Source organism: Citricoccus muralis (assembly GCF_003386075.1).
Taxonomy (GTDB): Bacteria; Actinomycetota; Actinomycetes; order Actinomycetales; family Micrococcaceae; genus Citricoccus; species Citricoccus muralis.
The window spans coordinates 2,487,927-2,505,210 of the sequence record NZ_QREH01000001.1; the positions used below are offsets into that span (position 1 = coordinate 2,487,927).

A 17,284-nucleotide genomic window follows, 5' to 3' on the forward strand; every position below is an offset into this window, starting at 1 on the left:
CATGACCAAGCCCCTCTTCGTGCTGAACGGCCCCAACCTGAACCTGTTGGGCCAACGCGAGCCGGACAAATACGGCACCACCACCCTGGCCGATGTGCAGCTCCTCTGTGAGGAGGCCGCCACCGAGCAGGGTCTGACGGTGGACTTCCGCCAGTCCAACCACGAGGGCACCCTCGTAGACTGGATCCAGGAGGCCCGGGCGGAGGCGTGCGGAATCATCCTGAATCCCGCCGGCTACACCACCACGTCCGTGGCCATCATGGACGCGTTGCTGGCCGCCGAGCTGCCGCTGGTGGAGGTGCACGTCACCAACATCCACCAGCGCGAGGAGTTCCGCCATCACTCCTACGTCTCCAAGGTGGCCAACGCGGTCATCGCCGGAGCCGGGGTGCACGGCTATCAACTGGCCGTCCAGCACCTCGCGCGGCTGGTCCGCGCCTAAGGCCCCACAGGAGAAAACCACGGGCCCGACGCCGGCCGGCCGGCGTCCAGCGGACGTCTCCGTCCGGCGTCGCCCCCGGGTACTAGCCGCGGATGTCGATCGAGGCGGAGGCCCCTGAGCCGGTGCGGCCGTCGGCCTCGGTCACGGCTCCGTCCGCCTCCTCGTCCCCCTCGGCAGCCAGCTGGCCGCAGGCGCCGTCGATCTCCTTGCCCCGGGTGTCCCGCAGCGTGGTGGGGATGCCGGCGGCCTCGAGGCGGTTGATGAACTCGTCGGTGACATCCGGTTCTGATGAGGTCCAGATCGAGCCCGGCGTCGGGTTCAGCGGGATCGGGTTCACGTGCACCCAGCCGCGCCCGCGGGCGTTGAGCTTCTTGCCCAGCAGGTCAGCGCGCCAGGCATGGTCGTTCATGTCCTTGATCAGCGCGTACTCGATGGACACCCGCCGGCCGGTCTTGACGAAGTAGTTGTACGCCGCGTCGATCGCCTCATCCGCCTTCCACCGCGAGTTCACGGGGATGAGCTCGTCCCGCAGCTCGTCGTCCGGGGCGTGCAGGGACAGGGCGAAGGTGACCGGGATGCCCTCCTCGGCCAGCCTGTTGATGGCCGGCACCAGACCCACCGTGGAGACGGTGATGTGGCGGGCGGACATGCCCAGGCCGGCGGGGGCCGGATCCACCATGCGGCGCAACGAGGCGATGACCCGCTTGTAGTTGGCCAGCGGCTCGCCCATGCCCATGAACACGATGTTGGTGACGCGCTCGGCATTGTGGCCGCCGTCCTTGCGCAGCCCGCCCAGGGCCCCCTCGGCGATGACCTCATTGGCGCGGACCACCTGCTCCACGATCTCGGCCGTGGACATGTTGCGGGTCAGCCCGTTCTGGCCCGTGGCACAGAAGGGGCAGTTCATGCCGCAGCCAGCCTGGCTGGACACGCACAGGGTCACCCGTCCCGGGTAGCGCATGAGCACGGACTCCACGAGGGCGCCGTCGAACAGGCGCCAGAGGAACTTGATGGTGTCCCCGTTGTCCGTGGTGAGCCGACGGACCTCGGTCAGCAACGGCGGCAACATCTCCGCCACGAGCATCTCGCGGGCGCTCTTCGGCAGGTCCGTCATCCGGTCCGGGTCCGAGGTGAAATGGTTGAAATAGTGGTTGGAGAGCTGCTTGGCGCGGAACGTCGGCAACCCCAGTTCGGCCACCTTGGCCTGGCGCTCGGCGAGCGTCAGGTCCGCCAGGTGGGTCTTGGGCTGCGCCACGCGAGGCTGCTTGAACTGCAGCAGCGGCCGGCCGTCATCGGTGGTCTGCTGCTTCCAGCCCTCGGCCTGGGGACGGACCTGGGGCCGGTCTCCGTCCGTGGCGGCCGGGTTGGAGAGCATCCGCCCGTCCAGCGGCCCGCCGATTCCCTGCTGCTGCAGCCGGGCACGGTCCTCGGCGATCTGCTGGGCCTCGGTCTCGTCGATCAGTCCACGCTTCGGGCGGTTCAGCTTGAGCTTGCCGTCCCGCGCATGCTCCAGGTGGGCATCCGTGGGATCGGCGGCGGGGACAGCCGTGTGCCGGGCCTGGGGCGCCTTCCGGCGCGCCGGGGTCCGGTCAGTGCGGTCCGTACCGTGGTCCCCTCCGCGGGGACGAGAAGTCTCAGCCATCCCCGCCATTCTCCCATGAGTGTCCAATCGGTGGACAGGAGACTGACGAAGCGATCCTAGGGACGCAGCCACTCCCGAGACAGCCACCGGTCGGCCAGGATCGCGCGCGAGAGATTGACCTGGGTATGGATCCTGCGCATCTTCGACCGCAGGAACATCAGCGCCTCATGCTCCGTCTCCATGGCGGCCAGCTTGCGGATCAGGGCCACGAAGCCGGGGTTCAGGATCTGCTCCAGGCGCGGCCAGCCGGCGCAGTCCAGCAGATAGCGGGCACTGGCCGTCAGGGGCTCATCGAGCAGCATCCGGTCCGGGACCTCCGCCATCCGCTCGGCGCCCAGCACGGTGACCGGCCAGGGTTCGGGGGTGGCCGTGCGCTGCGCGAAGTCCGGACCGCTGAGCTTCTCGGAGGGCCCGTCCCGCTCGAACCGGAACCGGCCGCCGCGGGCGAAGGGGACGGCCAGCGACTCGTTCCACACCCGGCGCATCACCATGAACATCGCGACATGGGAGAAGCGAAGGTAGGGAGACAGGGCATCCGAGACGGCGGTGACCTCGGAGTCCGCGAAGGGGAAGAACACCTGGGAGTACGCGTCCACCACCACGGTGCTGGCCTGCATGTATCGGCTGGCGCGGATGTCCCTGCCGTAGGCGTAGAGGATGTCCGCCGGGGTGCTGCCGGGCATGGACTCCGCCCAGTCCAGCAAGGCCTGCGCCGTCTTCTCGTTGAGTTCCGGTGTCAGGATCTGGGCGTTGTGCGCCGCCCACTCGCGGTCCAGGTCCTCCTGCACGATGCTCTTCTTGCGCTGATAGAGGCCCTTGAACGTGGGCCACTGCCCAGAGGCATAGCCTTCCCCGACCACGAAGGGGTCAGCGAAGGCATAGGGGGCGCCGATGGCCTCGGACAGGAAATACCCCTGGCCATCCCGGAGGGACTGCGTGAAGGAGTCGATGACGCTACTGGGAACGCTCAGGGCCGGCCGAACCACGGAGTGCTGGATGCCGGTCATCTCGGCCAGCTGCGCCGCGACCATCACCTCCTCGCTGTTCTCATCGCCCTGAGTGACCGCATGGAGGTCCTGCACGCCCCGGTTCCGCAAGAGCCCCAGCAGCAGGCGGCTGTCTTTGCCGCCGCTCAGACGCAGCTGGATGGTCTTCTCGGGCAAGGCGGCCAGGAGACGGTCGGTGGAGCTGTTCAGCGCCGCCTCGAGTTCGGCCACACCCGGGCTGAACGGGTCCTCCGTCTGGACGATCCCGGCCGGGGGCCTTGCGGGCCCGTCCACCACCTCCAGCCGTCCCCCGGAGATCTTCACCGCGCTCCGCGTGGGGATGGTCGTCACGCCGGCGAAGGGGGTCTGGCCGGACATCGAGAAGCCGAAGTTGAGCGCCTCGGCCAGGTAGTCGTCGCTGGTCTCGATCGCGTCGACGTCACCTCGGGCCATGGCCAGGGCGATGGCCAGGGGGCGGTTGGAAACATAGAAGTAGTCGGCGTCTTCGCCGTAGTGCACGGCCTCGAGGGCCGGAACCGTGTTCCAGGCGAAGATCTCCTGCCGGTTTCCGGAGATGGCCATGTAGCTGCCCCCCACGGGGGTGCGCATCTCCATCGGTTGGCCGAAGAGCCCGGACGAACGCAGCAGCTCGTCACCGACGCCGGGGAACGTCGCCGAGGCCCACCGAGTGCCTCTGCGGCGGGTGTGGCGCGCCGCCGTGGCCGGCCACTCGATCAGCACTGCACCGGAGGACAGGGCACGGTGGATCACGGGCTCCTGGCCGTAGCGGGGGCCCAGGAAAGGCGTGTAGGACTCGACGGCGGCGGCGCAGACGGCCCGGAGGCCGCCCTTGTCCGCCTTGCCGCGCGGCACGATATTCAGGAGGACGGTCACGTGGCGTGGCTTCCCTTCACCCGGCGCCCGCTTCAAGACGGCTCCGGGAATTCCGCAGGCGACCCCCTGCACAGGCGCCGCAGGCCGGACTCGCCTGTGGGTCACCCAGAAGGATATCGACGATGATCCGCCTAGCAGGGTGCGCAACGCGGGGGCAGGCCCAGTCGGCCCGCCGGTCAGCCGGCCCGCCGGTCAGCCCCACTCTGCCCCCGTCAGTCAGTCAGGCGGCAAGGCCGCCGCTCAGTCCGCGATCGTCCGGTCCCGGCCCGCCAGCCAGCCGAAGGTCGCGGCACCGAGCCCGGAGGCGGCGAACAGCCAGGCTGCTGGCCCGAAGGACCCCGTGGTGGCGAAGATCTGGCCGGTGATGAAGGTCCCGGCCGAGCCCAGGCCATACCCCAGACCCTGCATCATGCCGGAGACCCGGATCGCCATGTGGGGCGTGGTGCTGCGCAACGTGATCATGGTCAGGGCCAACGCGGTCAGCGCACCCTGGCCGACGCCGAGGATGCCGGTCCACCACCAGATCCCGGACAACGGGCCGTGGATGGCCAGGATGAAACCGCCGCCGGTGAGCACGGCGGCGGCCACGTTCAGCCACGACTGCGAGCGCAACCGCGTCGCCCAGACCGGGCCCAGGAGCGATCCGGCCATCTGCAGGACGATGGAGAAGGCCACGATCCCCCCGGCTGGGCCGCCGTCGATCCCCCGTTCCCGCAGGATCGGGGCGAGCCAGGCGAAGCAGGTGAAGGAGGTCATGGCCTGGCAGACCATCATGGCGGTGATGTGCCACGCGACCGGTGAGGTCAACGGGCTGCGCCCCGTGGTCGAGGTGGAGACCCGGGCGGAGGAACGGTGCCGCAGGATCACGGGGATGAGCAGGGCAGCGGCCACCGCCACGGGCACGGACCAGACGCCCAAGGCCAGGTTCCAGTCCCCCACCGCCTCGTAGACGGGGAAGGTCAGCCCGGCGCCGAGGGCCGCGGAACCACAGATCGCGGTGGTGTACAGCCCGCTCATCAGGCCCTGATGCTCGGAGAAGTCCTGTTTGACGATGCTGGGCAGCACCACGTTGGCCAGGGCGATCGCCGCCCCGGAGACCACGGTGCCGGCCAGGAGGGTGGGCATGGCGCCGCCGTCGGGGACGGGGACCGAGCGCAGCACCAGGCCGAGCGTCAGCAGCACCAGCGCACCGGCCAGCACCTGCCAGGTGCCGAAGCGGCGGGCGAGGGCCGGCGCGAACGGCGCGAAGAGCCCGAGCAGGGTGGTCGGTACGGTCGTCAGCACGGTGGCACCCCAGGCCGGCAGGCCGGTGGCGGCGACGATCTCCGGGAGGATGGCCGAGATGCTCGAGAACAGGGTCCGCAGGTTGAGGGACACCAAGACCACGCAGACCGCCAGGTATATCCACGAGACCGCCGCGGGGCGGTTCGACGGCCCGGACGCTGGTGAGGTGGTCATCCCAGCATTGTGCCAGCGCGGTGCCTCCTCACGGCAAAGCCTCGCGAGCCGGCACAGTCGGGGCCCTCCACCGGTTCAGACCCGAAGGGTGCGCACCACCAGCCGCGCGGGCAGCTGACGCCATCGCAGGGGAAGCCGCGGGTACACCGCCCGGAGCACGCCCCACAGTGCATCCTCCCGCCGGGAGTCGGCACCGTCCCAGTCGAGACCGAGCTGGAGACGGATCCGCACGGGCAGCATGCCGGCCGAGACGAACCGCACCAACGGCATCAGTCGCCGGAGCCACCACGGCGCCGCCTCAGCGGCGAACAGGTCTCGGCAGATCGCCCGGGCATCATCCGTCACCTCCAGGTTCACGACGGCGGCGTCCCAGTACCGTGCGAAGGCCGCCCGGTCCTCGGGCCAGAGGTCGGCGGGCATGCCCAGCAGGGTCCCCAGGACGGCGTAGTCGCGATAGACCGCCTCGGCTTTGGCCACGGCTTGGTCTGCAGGATCTGCAGGATCTGCAGGATCTGCAGGATCTGCAGGAACTGCAGGATCTGCAGGAACTGCAAGGCCTGTAGGGCCGCCGGTAACCACGTCCGGCCACTCGCCCCAGATCCGCCACCGCGCCTGCTCAGCCGCCCAGTAGAGGGTGGCCGTGACCCAGAGCTGGGCTTGCGGATCAGCGGCGGAGTATGAACGTCCAGTGGCATCCGTGCCGCGGACCGGACCGTGCGCGGCGCCCACCCAGCCGGCGACCCGCTCTCTCGCGGCACTCGCCTCCGGGAGCACGGCGGCATAGACGAACTGCAGGGTGTGGCGCAGACGCTTGAGCGGGTCGGCAGCGAAGTCGGAGTGTTGTGCCACCCCGGCACCCACGGACGGGTGGGATACCTGCAGCAGGATGGCCGCCCCGGCACCGGCCAGCACCACTGCCTCCCGGGCCAGGCCCTCCGTGGTGGTCGGCGCCGCACGGTATCGGCTGGACCTGCCCTGACCTCGCCGGTCGCCCGCGGCGGTCACCGCGGTCCCCCGGGATCGCCTGGTCTGCCTGGACCGCCTGGACCGCCTGGACCGCCTGGACCAACCGTCCACCCACGGTAGGCGGGCCGACCGTCCGGCTGCCGGCCCGGCGTCGTGAAGGGTGCGGTGGAGACCGGGACCGCAGCGGCGGCGGGCCGCTCCGGCACTGGCGGAGCAGCCTCGTCAGTCTCCTGAACCGCATCCACGGCATCCACCGCCTCCTGGACGGCCGCGTCCCGGGCCCGGTCGCCCATGCCGGCCTCGGTGAGCACGGCATCGAGGTTGCGGATGAAGACCACGAGCCAGGCGTAGATCACCCCACCCATGGCGAGTTCGAAGCCGGTCAGGTTGTAGTAGCGCAGCGGGAACCACAGCAGGGTGGCGATGATGCCCAGGCCGAGCATGAGGTACGTGCCCACGTAGACGGCGGGCGGGAAGCCGGGGAGCCAGATCTGGATGCTGGCCAGCAGCACGATGAACACCACGCCGAGGATGCGGATGAACGTGGAGTGCACGGGGTCGGAGAAGTTGATCGGGACCACCCCGGCGCCCATCATGCAGAGCCCGATGACGAACAGGGACCAGCGCAGCACGCCGATCCTCGCCTTGCGGATGCCCAGCCGAGCCCGGGCCCGCGCCCAGGTGAACAGGTCCTGGGTGATGAAGGAGGACAGGGTGGTCAGCACCAGCCCGGAGACCGTGAGGGTGGTGTTGAACGTCCAGAAGGAGAGGATCCCGGCCTGCCCGGTGCCGAGTTCGGAGAAGAAGGCGTGCCACCAGAACGGGTTCTCCGCCAGGAGCATCGAGACGATCATCCCAGAGGCCATGAACAGCGCCAGCAGGGTGGACAGGGATCGGGTGGAGATCCGCGCCGAGGAGTTGAACCCGAGGTAGCCCGCCACGGTGCCGGTGAGCGTCAGCATGACCGTGGAGGCGATGCCGTCCACGGTCAGACCGGTGAAGGCCTCCTGGAACAGGCGGAACAAGGCCAGGCAGGCCATCACCGCGATCGCTCCGTGGACCACCACGAGCCCGACGGCATCCGCCACCATCCAGCCCCAGTGCCGCTGCGTCATCCACTGGTGGGTGGTGCGCGTGGAGCGAGCCAGCCCCACCAGGCAGGCGAGTCCGGCGGCCACGGCGGTCAGGATCGCCGCCGCGGTACCCACCGACCAGTCGCCGGACAGGGGTGCACGGCGCCCAAAGAACACCACCAGCCCGACGGTGGCTCCCGCGGCTCCGGCGGCGATGGCCACCCAGATGGCCAGGGACTCGCGGGCCACGGGGCTGGTGAGCCGGCGGACCGACAGGAGCCTGTCGAGCGGGCGGGAATGGCCCTCCGGGACCCTGGTCACCGACGACCGACCGGTGGCGGTTGCTGGGGCTGCGCTGAAGTCCGTCACGTTGACGATAGTGGCACGCGGTGCTCACCCGGGCCCAATGCCCGACGCTTCATGGACGGACGCACGGAACGACCTTCTACCGTTTTGATGCCGACTGGACTATGCTGATTCATACTCCGTTTACCTTTTGTTCACTTTGCGAAGGAGGCGGACCCGCCGACGAAGGGTTGGCGGGCCCACAGAAGGAGGTGCCCATGACCACCCATGTCATGACCGAGAACCTGGCCACCGAGGCCGAGATCCGCTCTGCCCGGACGGCCGGCCGCCACGCGATGGCCCCCGCCACCAGCAACGGCATGAACGGCGCATTGCCCACCGGGGCCAACCAGATCGTCCATGCCCGCGTGCTGTCCCGTGGAGTCGCTGACCTGCAGGCGAAGTTCGCCCAGGTCCTGGACGGTGGGCTCATCCGCCGCACGGTCCACGCCGCCTATCGCGAGCTGAACCGCACGGCCCGGCTGAAGACCTACCTGCCCACCCTCGCTCTGAGCCAGGCCGAGACCCGCCTGCGCGAGATCGCTGACCGCACCGCCGCGGCCGGCGCTCCCGAGGACAAGGCCATCGAAAACCTAGACGGGATGACAGCAGCCGCCTGACCCCCACTCCCACCCAGGAGCAGCCATGACCACGCACCAGAATCCCTTGGACACGGCTCTGGACCATCACGGGTCCGATGTTGCCGATGCCGCCGACGCCGTCCCCGAGTTGGACCGCCACGTCCTGGAACGGACGGCGGCCCACCTCCACGAGCGGTATGCCCAGGTGGCTGATCGCGCCACGGTCGACCGGATCCTGGAGGAGGCCTACCAGGAGATGGACCGCCGGGCCGCCGTGAAGACCTTCCTGCCCCTGCTGGCCGGCAACTTCGCGGACAGCCAGTTGCGCGCCCTCGGCATCACCCAGGGGATCATCGAATCGCCCCTGCCCCGCGTGCTGTTCGTTGATGACGCCAACGCCGGCCGGTCCCAGATGGCCGCCTCCCTGATGCTCAAGCACTCGGAGGGGCGGGTCACGGCCCGCTCCGCCGGCCTGGCGCCGGTGGGCCACCTCTATGAGGACGCCGTGGCCGTCATGGCCGAGATCGGCATCCCTCTGGACCAGGCCTACCCCAAGCCGCTGTCCGGGGATGTCCACGCCGCCGCCCAGCACGTGGTCACCCTGTCCTGCGGCGACCAGGTGGAGCACCTGCCCGGCAAGGACTACCGCGAGTGGGACATCCCCAACTTCGTGGGACGGTCCCTCGAGGACATCCGGGCCATGCGGGACGACCTCGAGGCGCGCGTCCTTGATCTGATGCGTGAGGTCGGCACCGATACCGCCAATGCTGGGACCGGGGCCGAAGCGGGGGCCGACACTGGGACTGGGCCCGGTCGTCGCGACCATCCGCCCCTGCAGATGAGCGCCTGACGCCCCCGCCCCACACTCGTGCGGGCGCCGCACCACAGGCTGGTACAGGGTCCACACCGGCCTGTGGCCCGGGCCGGAGACCCGGCGGCCTATCATCACGGCATGACTGACTCGACGCACGGGCCCGGCCACCAGCACGGTGCCGGATCCTCGCGGAGCCGACTCGCAATCGCCTTCGGCATCACCGCCAGCATCCTCGTCGCCGAGGTGATCGGCGCCTGGCTGACTGGGAGCCTGGCCCTGCTCGTGGACGCCGGCCACATGCTCACCGACGCCGGAGGCCTGCTGGTCGCGCTCGTCGCGGCCAACCTGATGCTGCGCCCGCCCACCGACCGCCGGACCTGGGGGCTGCTCCGAACCGAAGTGCTGGCCGCCGGCGCCCAGGCGACGGTGTTGCTCGCCGTCGGGATCTATGCGCTCATCGAGGGCCTCCGGCGCCTCGCCGAGCCGGCCGACGTCGACGCCGACGTGCTGCTGGCCTTCGGCATCATCGGCCTGGCCGGCAACCTGGTGGCCCTGGCCGTCCTGGCCGGCGGGCGAGACGGGTCACTGAACCTGAGGGCCGCGTTCCTGGAGGTCGTCAATGACGCCCTCGGCTCGGTCGCCGTCATCATCAGTGCCGTGGTCGTCGCGACTACCGGCTGGACCCGTGCGGACGCCCTGGCCGGAATGGTCATCGCCGCACTCATCCTTCCGCGCGCGCTCGTAATCCTGCGGGAAGCCGGCAGCGTCCTGCTCGAGTCCGTTCCCCGGGAGCTGGATCTCACGGAGATCCGGACCCACCTGCTCGGGCAGCCCCACGTGCTCGAGGTCCACGACCTGCACGTCTCCCGGATCGACACCGGGACGCCCGTGCTCACGGCCCACGTGGTGGTGGAGCACGGCTGCTTCGGGGACGGACACACCATGGAGATCCTGCGGTCACTGCAGGACTGCGTGGCCGAGCACTTCGCCTTGCCCTTGGACCACAGCACGTTCCAACTGGAGCCACCCAGCCACCGGGACCATGAAGGGCACCTGCACTCCTGACCCGCACGGGAACAGCCGGTGGTGCATACCCCCTAGGGGTAGTTGACTCAATACCCCAGTGGGGTATACCTTCGAGTCATGAGCACTGACATCACGGACCCTCACAGCGCCTCCGGCTTGGACGCCCAGCCTGCCTCGGTCACCGCAGGGACGGACGCCACATCTGTGGAGGCCGCAGCCGGGGAGCACCACGGGTACAGCCCCAGCAAGGATGCCTACCTCAAGCGGTTGCGCCGCATCGAGGGGCAGGTCCGCGGCATCTCCAAGATGGTGGACGAGGACAAGTACTGCATCGACATCCTGACCCAGGTCGCCGCAGCCACGAAGGCCCTGCACGCCGTCAGCCTGGGCTTGCTCGAGGACCACATGGGTCACTGCGTGGCTGATGCCGCCCGCGAGTCCCGGGACACCGGCAATGACGAGGCCGTGCAGGCCAAGGTCGCCGAGGCCACCGCCGCCATCGCCCGGCTCATGCGCTGACCGGCTCGCCGCCGACCGCCCAACACGACATCATCACCCTACGGAGGATCACCATGACCACCACCGACATCAAGATCAACGGCATGACCTGCAATCACTGCGTTGCGAGCGTCACCGAGGAACTCCAGGAACTGCCGGGCGTCACCGGCGTCGACGTCACGCTCGTGGCCGGAGGAACCTCCATTGCCACCGTCGCCACCGAAGGGCGCGCCCCGGCCCCCGAGGATCTGAAGGCCGCCGTCGAAGAGGCCGGCTACGCCGTGGCCACCCCCGGACTCGACCTGGTCTGATCAGGTCTGATCCGGCAGGAGTGTCAGCCGGGCAACGGCCGGCCGGCAACCGCTGGACAAGGCATCAGGACATCAGGGCAACAAGTACGAGCGGCGGCCGGCAACGGCCCGCAACGGTCAGTTGCGGCCCGCAGGGAACACGAGATGGACAGGAAAGCTTGCCATGAGCGAAACAGTGAAGAGCGCAGCCGCCGAGGACAGCGGCACTCGCCGGGTGGATCTGGACATCACCGGCATGACGTGCGCCTCGTGCGTCGGACGGGTGGAGCGCAAGCTCGGCAAGCTCGAGGGCGTCACCGCCACGGTCAATCTGCCCTTGGAGGCCGCCGCTGTCACGGTCCCGACCTCCGTCACCGACGAGGAGATCATTGCCGCCGTCGACCGGGCCGGCTACTCCGCCTCGATCCGCCGCGCACCAAGTGACACCGGCACCAGTACCGCCTCCGCTACCGTCACGAGGTCTGGTCACCCCGAGCTCGGCGACGGCGAGGAGTCGAGCGACGGCGACCACGGCAAGCACGACAACCACCCAGATCACGATGGCCACGGCCATCAGGGCGAACACGACGTCCAGGGCACCCACAGCAACCACGGACCTGACGGGCACGAGGGACACGAGAACCACCTGAACCACGGACCCTCGGGCGACGTGGTCAAGCCTCGGCTCATCGGGGCCGCTGTCCTCACCCTCCCGCTCTTCCTGATCTCCATGGTCCCCGCCCTGCAGTTTCCGCACTGGGGTTGGGTGGCCCTCGCCCTGGCCACACCGGTGACCTTCTGGGCGGCCTGGCCGTTCCACACCGCCGCTTTCAAGGCCGCCCGCCACGGTTCGTCCACCATGGACACCCTCGTCTCGATCGGCGTGCTCGCCGCCTGGGGCTTCTCCACGGCCGAACTCCTGCTGGAGCCGGACATGACCGCCCATGCGGGTGCCGCCATGGGCGGCGGAGGCATGGCCTCCATGGCCGATCACCAGCTGTACTTCGAGACCGCCGGCGTGGTCACGACTTTCCTGCTCCTCGGCCGTTGGTTGGAGGCGCGCGCCAAGAAGCGGGCTGGCCATGCCCTGAAGTCGTTGCTGGACCTCGGCGCCAAGACCGCCACGGTGCTGCGCGACGGCGTGGAGGTCACCGTTCCGGCGGCCCAACTGGTGCCCGGTGATGAGTTCGTGGTCCGCCCGGGTGAGAAGGTCGCCACGGACGGCTACGTGGTCTCCGGACATTCCGCCGTGGACACCTCGCTGATCACCGGTGAATCGGTCCCCGAGGAGGTCGGCCCGGAGGACACCGTCACTGGAGCCACCGTCAACACCTCTGGACGGCTTCTGGTCCGTGCCACCCGCACCGGCTCGGACACCACGCTCGCCCAGATGGGCCGGCTCGTCTCCGACGCCCAGACGGGCAAGGCCCCGATCGCCAGGCTGGCGGACCGCATCTCCGCAGTCTTCGTGCCGATCGTGCTTGTGATCGCAGTGATCACCTTCGCCCTCTGGCTCCTCTTCTCAGGTGACCTGCACGCGGCCTTCCGCGCCGCCGTCGCCGTCCTGGTCATCGCCTGCCCCTGCGCGCTGGGCCTGGCCACTCCCGTAGGGTTGCTGGCCGGCACCGGCCGGGCCTCCCAGCTGGGCATCCTCATCCGCGGCCCGGAGGTCCTTGAGGACACCCGCACCGTGGACACGATCGTGCTGGACAAGACCGGCACCGTGACGGCCGGCGACCTCGCCGTCACCGCCGTCACGCCCCTCAATGGCCACGACGCCGACCAGGTCCTGCGCCTGGCCGGGGCCGTCGAGTCGCACTCGGAGCACCCGATCGCCGCCGCGATCACCACGGCGGCCCGAGACGCTGCTGCCTCTTCGGAGGCTTCGGACTATTCAGACTCGGCAGATTTCTCGGGCAGCACCGTCCCGGAGGTGACCGGCTTCGAGTCCGCCGCCGGCGGTGGAGTGCGCGGCACGGTCGCGTTCCCGCGGAACCACCGTGACGACTCGGGAGTTGCCGTGGCGATAGGGCGCCAATCGCCACAGCAACTCCCGACTCAAACGCTGGGTGAGCCTGGTCCAGCTGACTTCCGGACCCACACGGTGGCCGCAGGGCGGTCCAGCTACATCGCCACCCAGTTGAGCTCCGGCAGCCTGACTGCCGATGAGCAGCAGCAGCTCGCCGACGCCGAGGCCGCGGGCGCCACCGCGATCTGGGTCTCCGTGGACGGCCAGGTCGCCGGGATCATCTCCCTGCAGGACACCATCAAGGAGTCGTCGGCTCCGGCGATCGCCGAGTTCAAGCGGCTCGGACTGCGCCCCATCCTGCTGACCGGAGACAATGCCGAGGTCGCCGCCCAGGTGGCGGCCGCCGTCGGGATCTCCGCGCAGGACGTGTTCGCCGGGGTACGCCCTGAGGACAAGGTGGCCAAGGTGATCGAGCTGCAGGAGGCCGGCCGCGTGGTGGCCATGGTGGGTGACGGCGTGAACGACGCCCCCGCCCTGGCCCAGGCCGACCTCGGAATCGCCATGGGATCCGGCACCGACGTGGCCCGCGAGGCCGCCGACATCACGGTGATGGGCTCGTCGCTGGGCCAGGTGGTCCAATCCGTGCAGCTCAGCCGCAAGACGCTGGGCATCATCAAGTCGAACCTGTTCTGGGCCTTCGCCTACAACACACTCGGCATCCCGGTGGCCGCCCTCGGCCTCCTGAACCCGATGCTCGCCGGTGCGGCGATGGCCGCCAGCTCCGTCCTGGTGGTGGCGAACTCCCTGCGGTTGACGCGGTTCGGGCGCTGACTGCGGTAATCGGGCGCTGACCGACCATCGGTCGCCGGCCAGTCGCCGGTCGGCCGGCGACCGGGTGAGCCTAATGCGAGGACATCTCGCGGGCCGCCGGCACCGGGCGCTGGTCGAACACCGTGCTTCCGACCTCCTGCTCGGCCTGGTTGTGGATGGACAGATCGATCCCGGAGCGGTCCCGGACCAGGGACACGGCGATCAGCGCCACCACGCACATCCCGATGAGGTAGACGGCGATGGCCCCGGAGGATCCGGTGACGTCCAGGAGGGCCTGGGCGATCATGGGCGCGAACGCCCCGCCCAGGATGGCGCCGATCGCATAGGAGATGGACACCCCGGAGAACCGGATGGAGGCGGGGAACAGCTCCGAGTAGAGGGCGGCCTGGGGCCCATAGGTCAGCCCGGTGCCGATGCAGATGATCCCCAGGCCCAGGTAGAGGTTCGCCAGGCTGCCGGTATCGATGAGCAGGAACAGGGGCCAGACCGCCAGGATCAGCCAGACATAGCCGAGCTGATACGTCCGCTTCCGCCCGATGTAGTCCGAGAGGATCCCGGCCCCGAGGGTGGAGAGCAACCACACCGAGGCGGCGAACGTCATGGCGATCAGCACGTCGGTGTTGTCCAGCCCGATGTCGTCCGAAGTGGCGTAGGAGGGGATGAAACCGCCCGTGGACATGTAGCCCACCGAGTTGTTGCCCACGAAGATCAGCGAGGCCAGGAGCACCAAGTGCCAGTACTTGCGGAACAGTTCCACGATCGGGACACTCGTCTGCTCCTTCTTCTCCGCCATCTCCTTGAACACCGGGGACTCGTCCACGGCCATCCGGACGAAGTAGCCGACTCCGATCAGCACCACGGAGGCGATGAAGGGAATCCGCCAGCCCCACTCGATGAACTGGTCCCCGGGGGAGATCACGCCGGTCATCAGGGCGGTCACCCCGGTGGCCAGCAGCAGGCCCAGGGGAACCCCCAGCTGGGGCATGGAGCCGGCCAGTCCGCGGCGCTTCGCCGGGGCGTGCTCCACGGCCATCAGCGCCGCGCCACCCCACTCGCCACCGGCGGAGACGCCCTGCAGCACGCGGAGCAGGATCAGCATGATCGGAGCGATGACCCCTGCCGACGCGTAGGTGGGCAACAGGCCGATCAGGGTCGTGGCCCCGCCCATCATGATGAGCGTGACCACCAGAATGACGCGGCGGCCCAGCTTGTCCCCATAGTGGCCCGCCAGGAACGCCCCGAGCGGGCGGAACAGGAAGGAGATGCCCACGGACGCGAAGGACAGCAGCAGGCCGATCGACTCCCCCGCCGGCTCGAAGAACAGCTGGGAGAAGACCAGGCCGGCCATGGTGGCGTAGATGAAGAAGTCATACCACTCCACGGTGGTGCCGACCAGGGTGGCGGCAGCGACGCGGCGCTGGTTGGCCCGGTCAGAGTGTCGGGTTTCAGTCATGGGTACCTCGTTGGGGTGATGCTGTGAAAGTTGGTGTGGCCAGCGGACGCCGGCAGCCATCAGCGTGCTCCGGTAGCCACTGGTAGATACCGGATCACGCCGGGATCACGGGGTGAAGATCGGCTCGAAGAAGTCCGTCAGCTCGTCCGTGGCGGTCAGCGGGAGCACGGCGGAGACGTACTGGTCCGGACGGACCACCACGATCGCGCCGTCGCGGCTCAGGCCGCGCGCCTCGAAGATGTCGTCCTCCGGGTCCACACCCCAGACCTTGTTCAGGTTGGAGACCTGGAACCGGCCGACCTGCGGGCGGAAGATCGAGGGCGCCTTCATCAGCTCCACCTCCTCGTGGGGCTGCTGGTAGATCACCTGGACGTCGAACAGCGCATCCAGGTCCCGGCCCGCGGGGGTGAAGCGCCGGACCGGGGAGGTCTCGGAGTCCAGCCACTCGGCCCAGGTCCGCAGCGCCGAGTCTGAAGCGGAGGACACGGCGGCGTCGGCGAAGGCGTAGATCCGCCAGCGTCCGTCCGCCGTGTGCTGGTGGCCCAGGTGGTGTGGAGTCGTGTCGGAGACGCGCTTGGCCGGGTGGGCCTTGAAGCGCTTGCCGAGGGGGAATCCGCTGGCCAGCGCCTGGTGGGACGCCTCGGCCACGAGCAGCCCGGCCGGGTACTCGGTCATGAAGCCCGCCGGGAACTCCGCGGTCTTCTGGTAGTAGTCCTCCAGTGCGGTGGCGCTCTCCAGCTCCTCCGGCTTGGCGGCCATCATCGAGGACCACTCACGGTCGAAGTCGATGAGCTTCTGGGCCACCGGCTGCCGCTCGGCCGAGTAGGTGGACAGCAGCGATTCCGGGCTGAGCCCGGTCAGCACGTGGCCCAGCTTCCAGCCGAGGTTGAACGCGTCCTGGATGGAGACGTTCATGCCCTGTCCGGCCTTCGCCGAGTGCGTATGACAGGCGTCGCCGGCGATGAACACGTGGGGGTGGCGCTGACCGACGTCCTCGGCCAGGACGTCGTCGAACCGGTCCGTCACCCGGTGACCCACCTCGTAGACGCTCCACCACGCCACATCCTTCACGTCCACCGTGTAGGGCGAGACGATCTGGTTGGCCTGGGCGATGATCGACTCGATCGGGGTCTTGCGCACGGCGCCCGCATCGTTCTGATCCACCTCACCGAGGTCCACGTACATCCGGAACAGGAAGCCGCCCTCGCGAGGGATATGCAGGATCGAGCCATGCTCGGACTGAATGGCGCACTTGGTGCGAATATCCGGGAAGTCGGACTCGGCGATGACGTCCATGACGCCCCAGGCGTGGTAGGACACGGCTCCGACGTGCTGGGCGCCGATGTCCCGGCGGACCTTCGAGTGCGCGCCGTCCCCGCCGATGACGTACTTGGTGCGGATGGTCCGGGTCTCGCCCGGCCTCACGCCGCCGTCGGGCGTCTCACCGGTGCGCTTCAGCGTGACGGTCACCGGGTACTCGCCCTCGCCCACCTCGAGGGACACGAACTCCCAGCCCCAGTAGGGCTCGGTGCGGGACGGTGCATGGCGGGCGAACCGGGCGAAGTAGTCCAGCACCCGGGCCTGGTTGACGATCAGGTGCGGGAACTCACTGACCCCGGCCGGGTCATCCACGGCCCGTGCGGTCCGGATGATGTGGCCGCTCTCCTGGGGGTCCGGCTTCCAGAAGTTCATCTCGGTCAGGTGGTATGCCTCCGCGACGATCTCCTCGGCGAACCCGAAGGCCTGGAACGTCTCGACACTCCGGGCCTGGATGCCGTCGGCCTGGCCGATCCCCAGCCGCTCCGGACGGCGGTCGACGAGGCAGGTCATGACCTCGGGGAAGCTGGCCAACTGGGCGGTGGCGGTCATGCCGGCCGGTCCGGCGCCGACCACGAGGACGTCCATGGCCTCGGGCAGCTCGGCGGAACGGTCCACGCCCACGCCGGCGGCGGGCTGGACTCGCGGGTCCCCGGACACGTACCCGTTGTGGTGAAACAGCATGTGGTCTCCTCTACA

Annotated in this window: 14 protein-coding genes; 7 read left to right on the plus strand and 7 right to left on the minus strand. The window is 69.3% G+C overall.

Features of this window, described 5'->3' with window-relative positions; genetic code table 11:
• Position 1 precedes the first annotated feature (1 nt).
• Positions 2-442 carry a type II 3-dehydroquinate dehydratase gene (gene aroQ / locus C8E99_RS11000; protein ID WP_115932325.1) on the plus strand — a complete coding sequence of 147 codons (441 nt, stop codon included), beginning with the start codon at positions 2-4 and terminating at the stop codon, positions 440-442.
• 82 nt (positions 443-524) lie between these two features.
• Here the strand turns inward: aroQ and rlmN are convergent, their stop codons facing one another.
• From rlmN to C8E99_RS11025, 5 genes are all read right to left on the minus strand, one after another.
• Positions 525-1,817 carry a dual-specificity RNA methyltransferase RlmN gene (rlmN, locus tag C8E99_RS11005; protein ID WP_211309112.1) on the minus strand — a complete coding sequence of 431 codons (1,293 nt, stop codon included), beginning with the start codon at positions 1,815-1,817 and terminating at the stop codon, positions 525-527.
• A gap of 323 nt (positions 1,818-2,140) precedes the next feature.
• The gene (locus C8E99_RS11010; RefSeq protein WP_115932327.1) at positions 2,141-3,964 is read right to left on the minus strand and encodes an asparagine synthetase B family protein; all 1,824 of its coding nucleotides are present in this window, start codon (positions 3,962-3,964) and stop codon (positions 2,141-2,143) included.
• A gap of 240 nt (positions 3,965-4,204) precedes the next feature.
• Positions 4,205-5,422, minus strand: a complete 1,218-nt coding sequence (locus C8E99_RS11015; RefSeq protein ID WP_245952264.1) for an MFS transporter — start codon at positions 5,420-5,422, stop codon at positions 4,205-4,207.
• Positions 5,423-5,497: 75 nt separating this feature from the next.
• Entirely contained in the window at positions 5,498-6,427 is a 930-nt protein-coding gene (locus tag C8E99_RS11020; RefSeq protein WP_245952266.1) for an oxygenase MpaB family protein, read from the minus strand.
• Positions 6,424-7,830 (minus strand): hypothetical protein, encoded by a 1,407-nt coding sequence (locus tag C8E99_RS11025; RefSeq protein WP_147301224.1) that lies wholly within the window; start codon positions 7,828-7,830, stop codon positions 6,424-6,426. The genes C8E99_RS11020 and C8E99_RS11025 overlap by 4 nt, the downstream gene beginning before the upstream one ends.
• 194 nt (positions 7,831-8,024) lie before the next feature.
• Between C8E99_RS11025 and C8E99_RS11030 the strand changes: the two genes are divergently transcribed.
• The 6 genes from C8E99_RS11030 (at position 8,025) to C8E99_RS11055 (ending at position 13,815) form a co-directional block, all read left to right on the plus strand.
• Positions 8,025-8,426: a three-helix bundle dimerization domain-containing protein gene (locus C8E99_RS11030; RefSeq protein ID WP_115932329.1), complete on the plus strand. Its 402-nt coding sequence runs from the start codon at positions 8,025-8,027 to the stop codon at positions 8,424-8,426.
• Between the two features lie 25 nt (positions 8,427-8,451).
• Positions 8,452-9,237, plus strand: a complete 786-nt coding sequence (locus C8E99_RS11035) for an arsenate-mycothiol transferase ArsC (RefSeq protein ID WP_115932330.1) — start codon at positions 8,452-8,454, stop codon at positions 9,235-9,237.
• Between the two features lie 102 nt (positions 9,238-9,339).
• Positions 9,340-10,266, plus strand: coding sequence for a cation diffusion facilitator family transporter (locus tag C8E99_RS11040; RefSeq protein WP_115933422.1), 927 nt, complete (start codon positions 9,340-9,342; stop codon positions 10,264-10,266).
• A gap of 78 nt (positions 10,267-10,344) precedes the next feature.
• Positions 10,345-10,746, plus strand: a complete 402-nt coding sequence (locus C8E99_RS11045) for a metal-sensitive transcriptional regulator (protein ID WP_115932331.1) — start codon at positions 10,345-10,347, stop codon at positions 10,744-10,746.
• A 53-nt stretch (positions 10,747-10,799) separates the two neighbouring features.
• Positions 10,800-11,036, plus strand: a complete 237-nt coding sequence (locus tag C8E99_RS11050; RefSeq protein WP_115932332.1) for a heavy-metal-associated domain-containing protein — start codon at positions 10,800-10,802, stop codon at positions 11,034-11,036.
• A 163-nt stretch (positions 11,037-11,199) separates the two neighbouring features.
• A complete protein-coding gene (locus C8E99_RS11055; RefSeq protein ID WP_115932333.1) occupies positions 11,200-13,815 on the plus strand; it encodes a heavy metal translocating P-type ATPase in 2,616 nt (871 codons plus the stop codon).
• A gap of 70 nt (positions 13,816-13,885) precedes the next feature.
• Here the strand turns inward: C8E99_RS11055 and C8E99_RS11060 are convergent, their stop codons facing one another.
• Both C8E99_RS11060 and C8E99_RS11065 read right to left on the minus strand, forming a co-directional pair.
• A complete protein-coding gene (locus C8E99_RS11060) occupies positions 13,886-15,268 on the minus strand; it encodes an MFS transporter (RefSeq protein ID WP_115932334.1) in 1,383 nt (460 codons plus the stop codon).
• Between the two features lie 105 nt (positions 15,269-15,373).
• Positions 15,374-17,269 carry an FAD-dependent monooxygenase gene (locus C8E99_RS11065; protein ID WP_115932335.1) on the minus strand — a complete coding sequence of 632 codons (1,896 nt, stop codon included), beginning with the start codon at positions 17,267-17,269 and terminating at the stop codon, positions 15,374-15,376.
• Positions 17,270-17,284: the final 15 nt, after the last annotated feature.

Excerpts from the sequence above, each read along its gene's own strand:
- aroQ (WP_115932325.1), top strand. The coding sequence starts at position 2 with ATGACCAAGCCCCTCTTCGTGCTGAACGGCCCCAACCTGAACCTGTTG.
- C8E99_RS11035 (WP_115932330.1), top strand. The coding sequence starts at position 8,452 with ATGACCACGCACCAGAATCCCTTGGACACGGCTCTGGACCATCACGGG.
- C8E99_RS11050 (WP_115932332.1), top strand. The coding sequence starts at position 10,800 with ATGACCACCACCGACATCAAGATCAACGGCATGACCTGCAATCACTGC.
- C8E99_RS11015 (WP_245952264.1), bottom strand. The coding sequence starts at position 5,422 with ATGACCACCTCACCAGCGTCCGGGCCGTCGAACCGCCCCGCGGCGGTC.
- C8E99_RS11060 (WP_115932334.1), bottom strand. The coding sequence starts at position 15,268 with ATGACTGAAACCCGACACTCTGACCGGGCCAACCAGCGCCGCGTCGCT.
- rlmN (WP_211309112.1), bottom strand. The coding sequence starts at position 1,817 with ATGCTCTCCAACCCGGCCGCCACGGACGGAGACCGGCCCCAGGTCCGT.
- C8E99_RS11040 (WP_115933422.1), top strand. The coding sequence starts at position 9,340 with ATGACTGACTCGACGCACGGGCCCGGCCACCAGCACGGTGCCGGATCC.
- C8E99_RS11030 (WP_115932329.1), top strand. The coding sequence starts at position 8,025 with ATGACCACCCATGTCATGACCGAGAACCTGGCCACCGAGGCCGAGATC.
- C8E99_RS11045 (WP_115932331.1), top strand. The coding sequence starts at position 10,345 with ATGAGCACTGACATCACGGACCCTCACAGCGCCTCCGGCTTGGACGCC.
- C8E99_RS11055 (WP_115932333.1), top strand. The coding sequence starts at position 11,200 with ATGAGCGAAACAGTGAAGAGCGCAGCCGCCGAGGACAGCGGCACTCGC.
- C8E99_RS11065 (WP_115932335.1), bottom strand. The coding sequence starts at position 17,269 with ATGCTGTTTCACCACAACGGGTACGTGTCCGGGGACCCGCGAGTCCAG.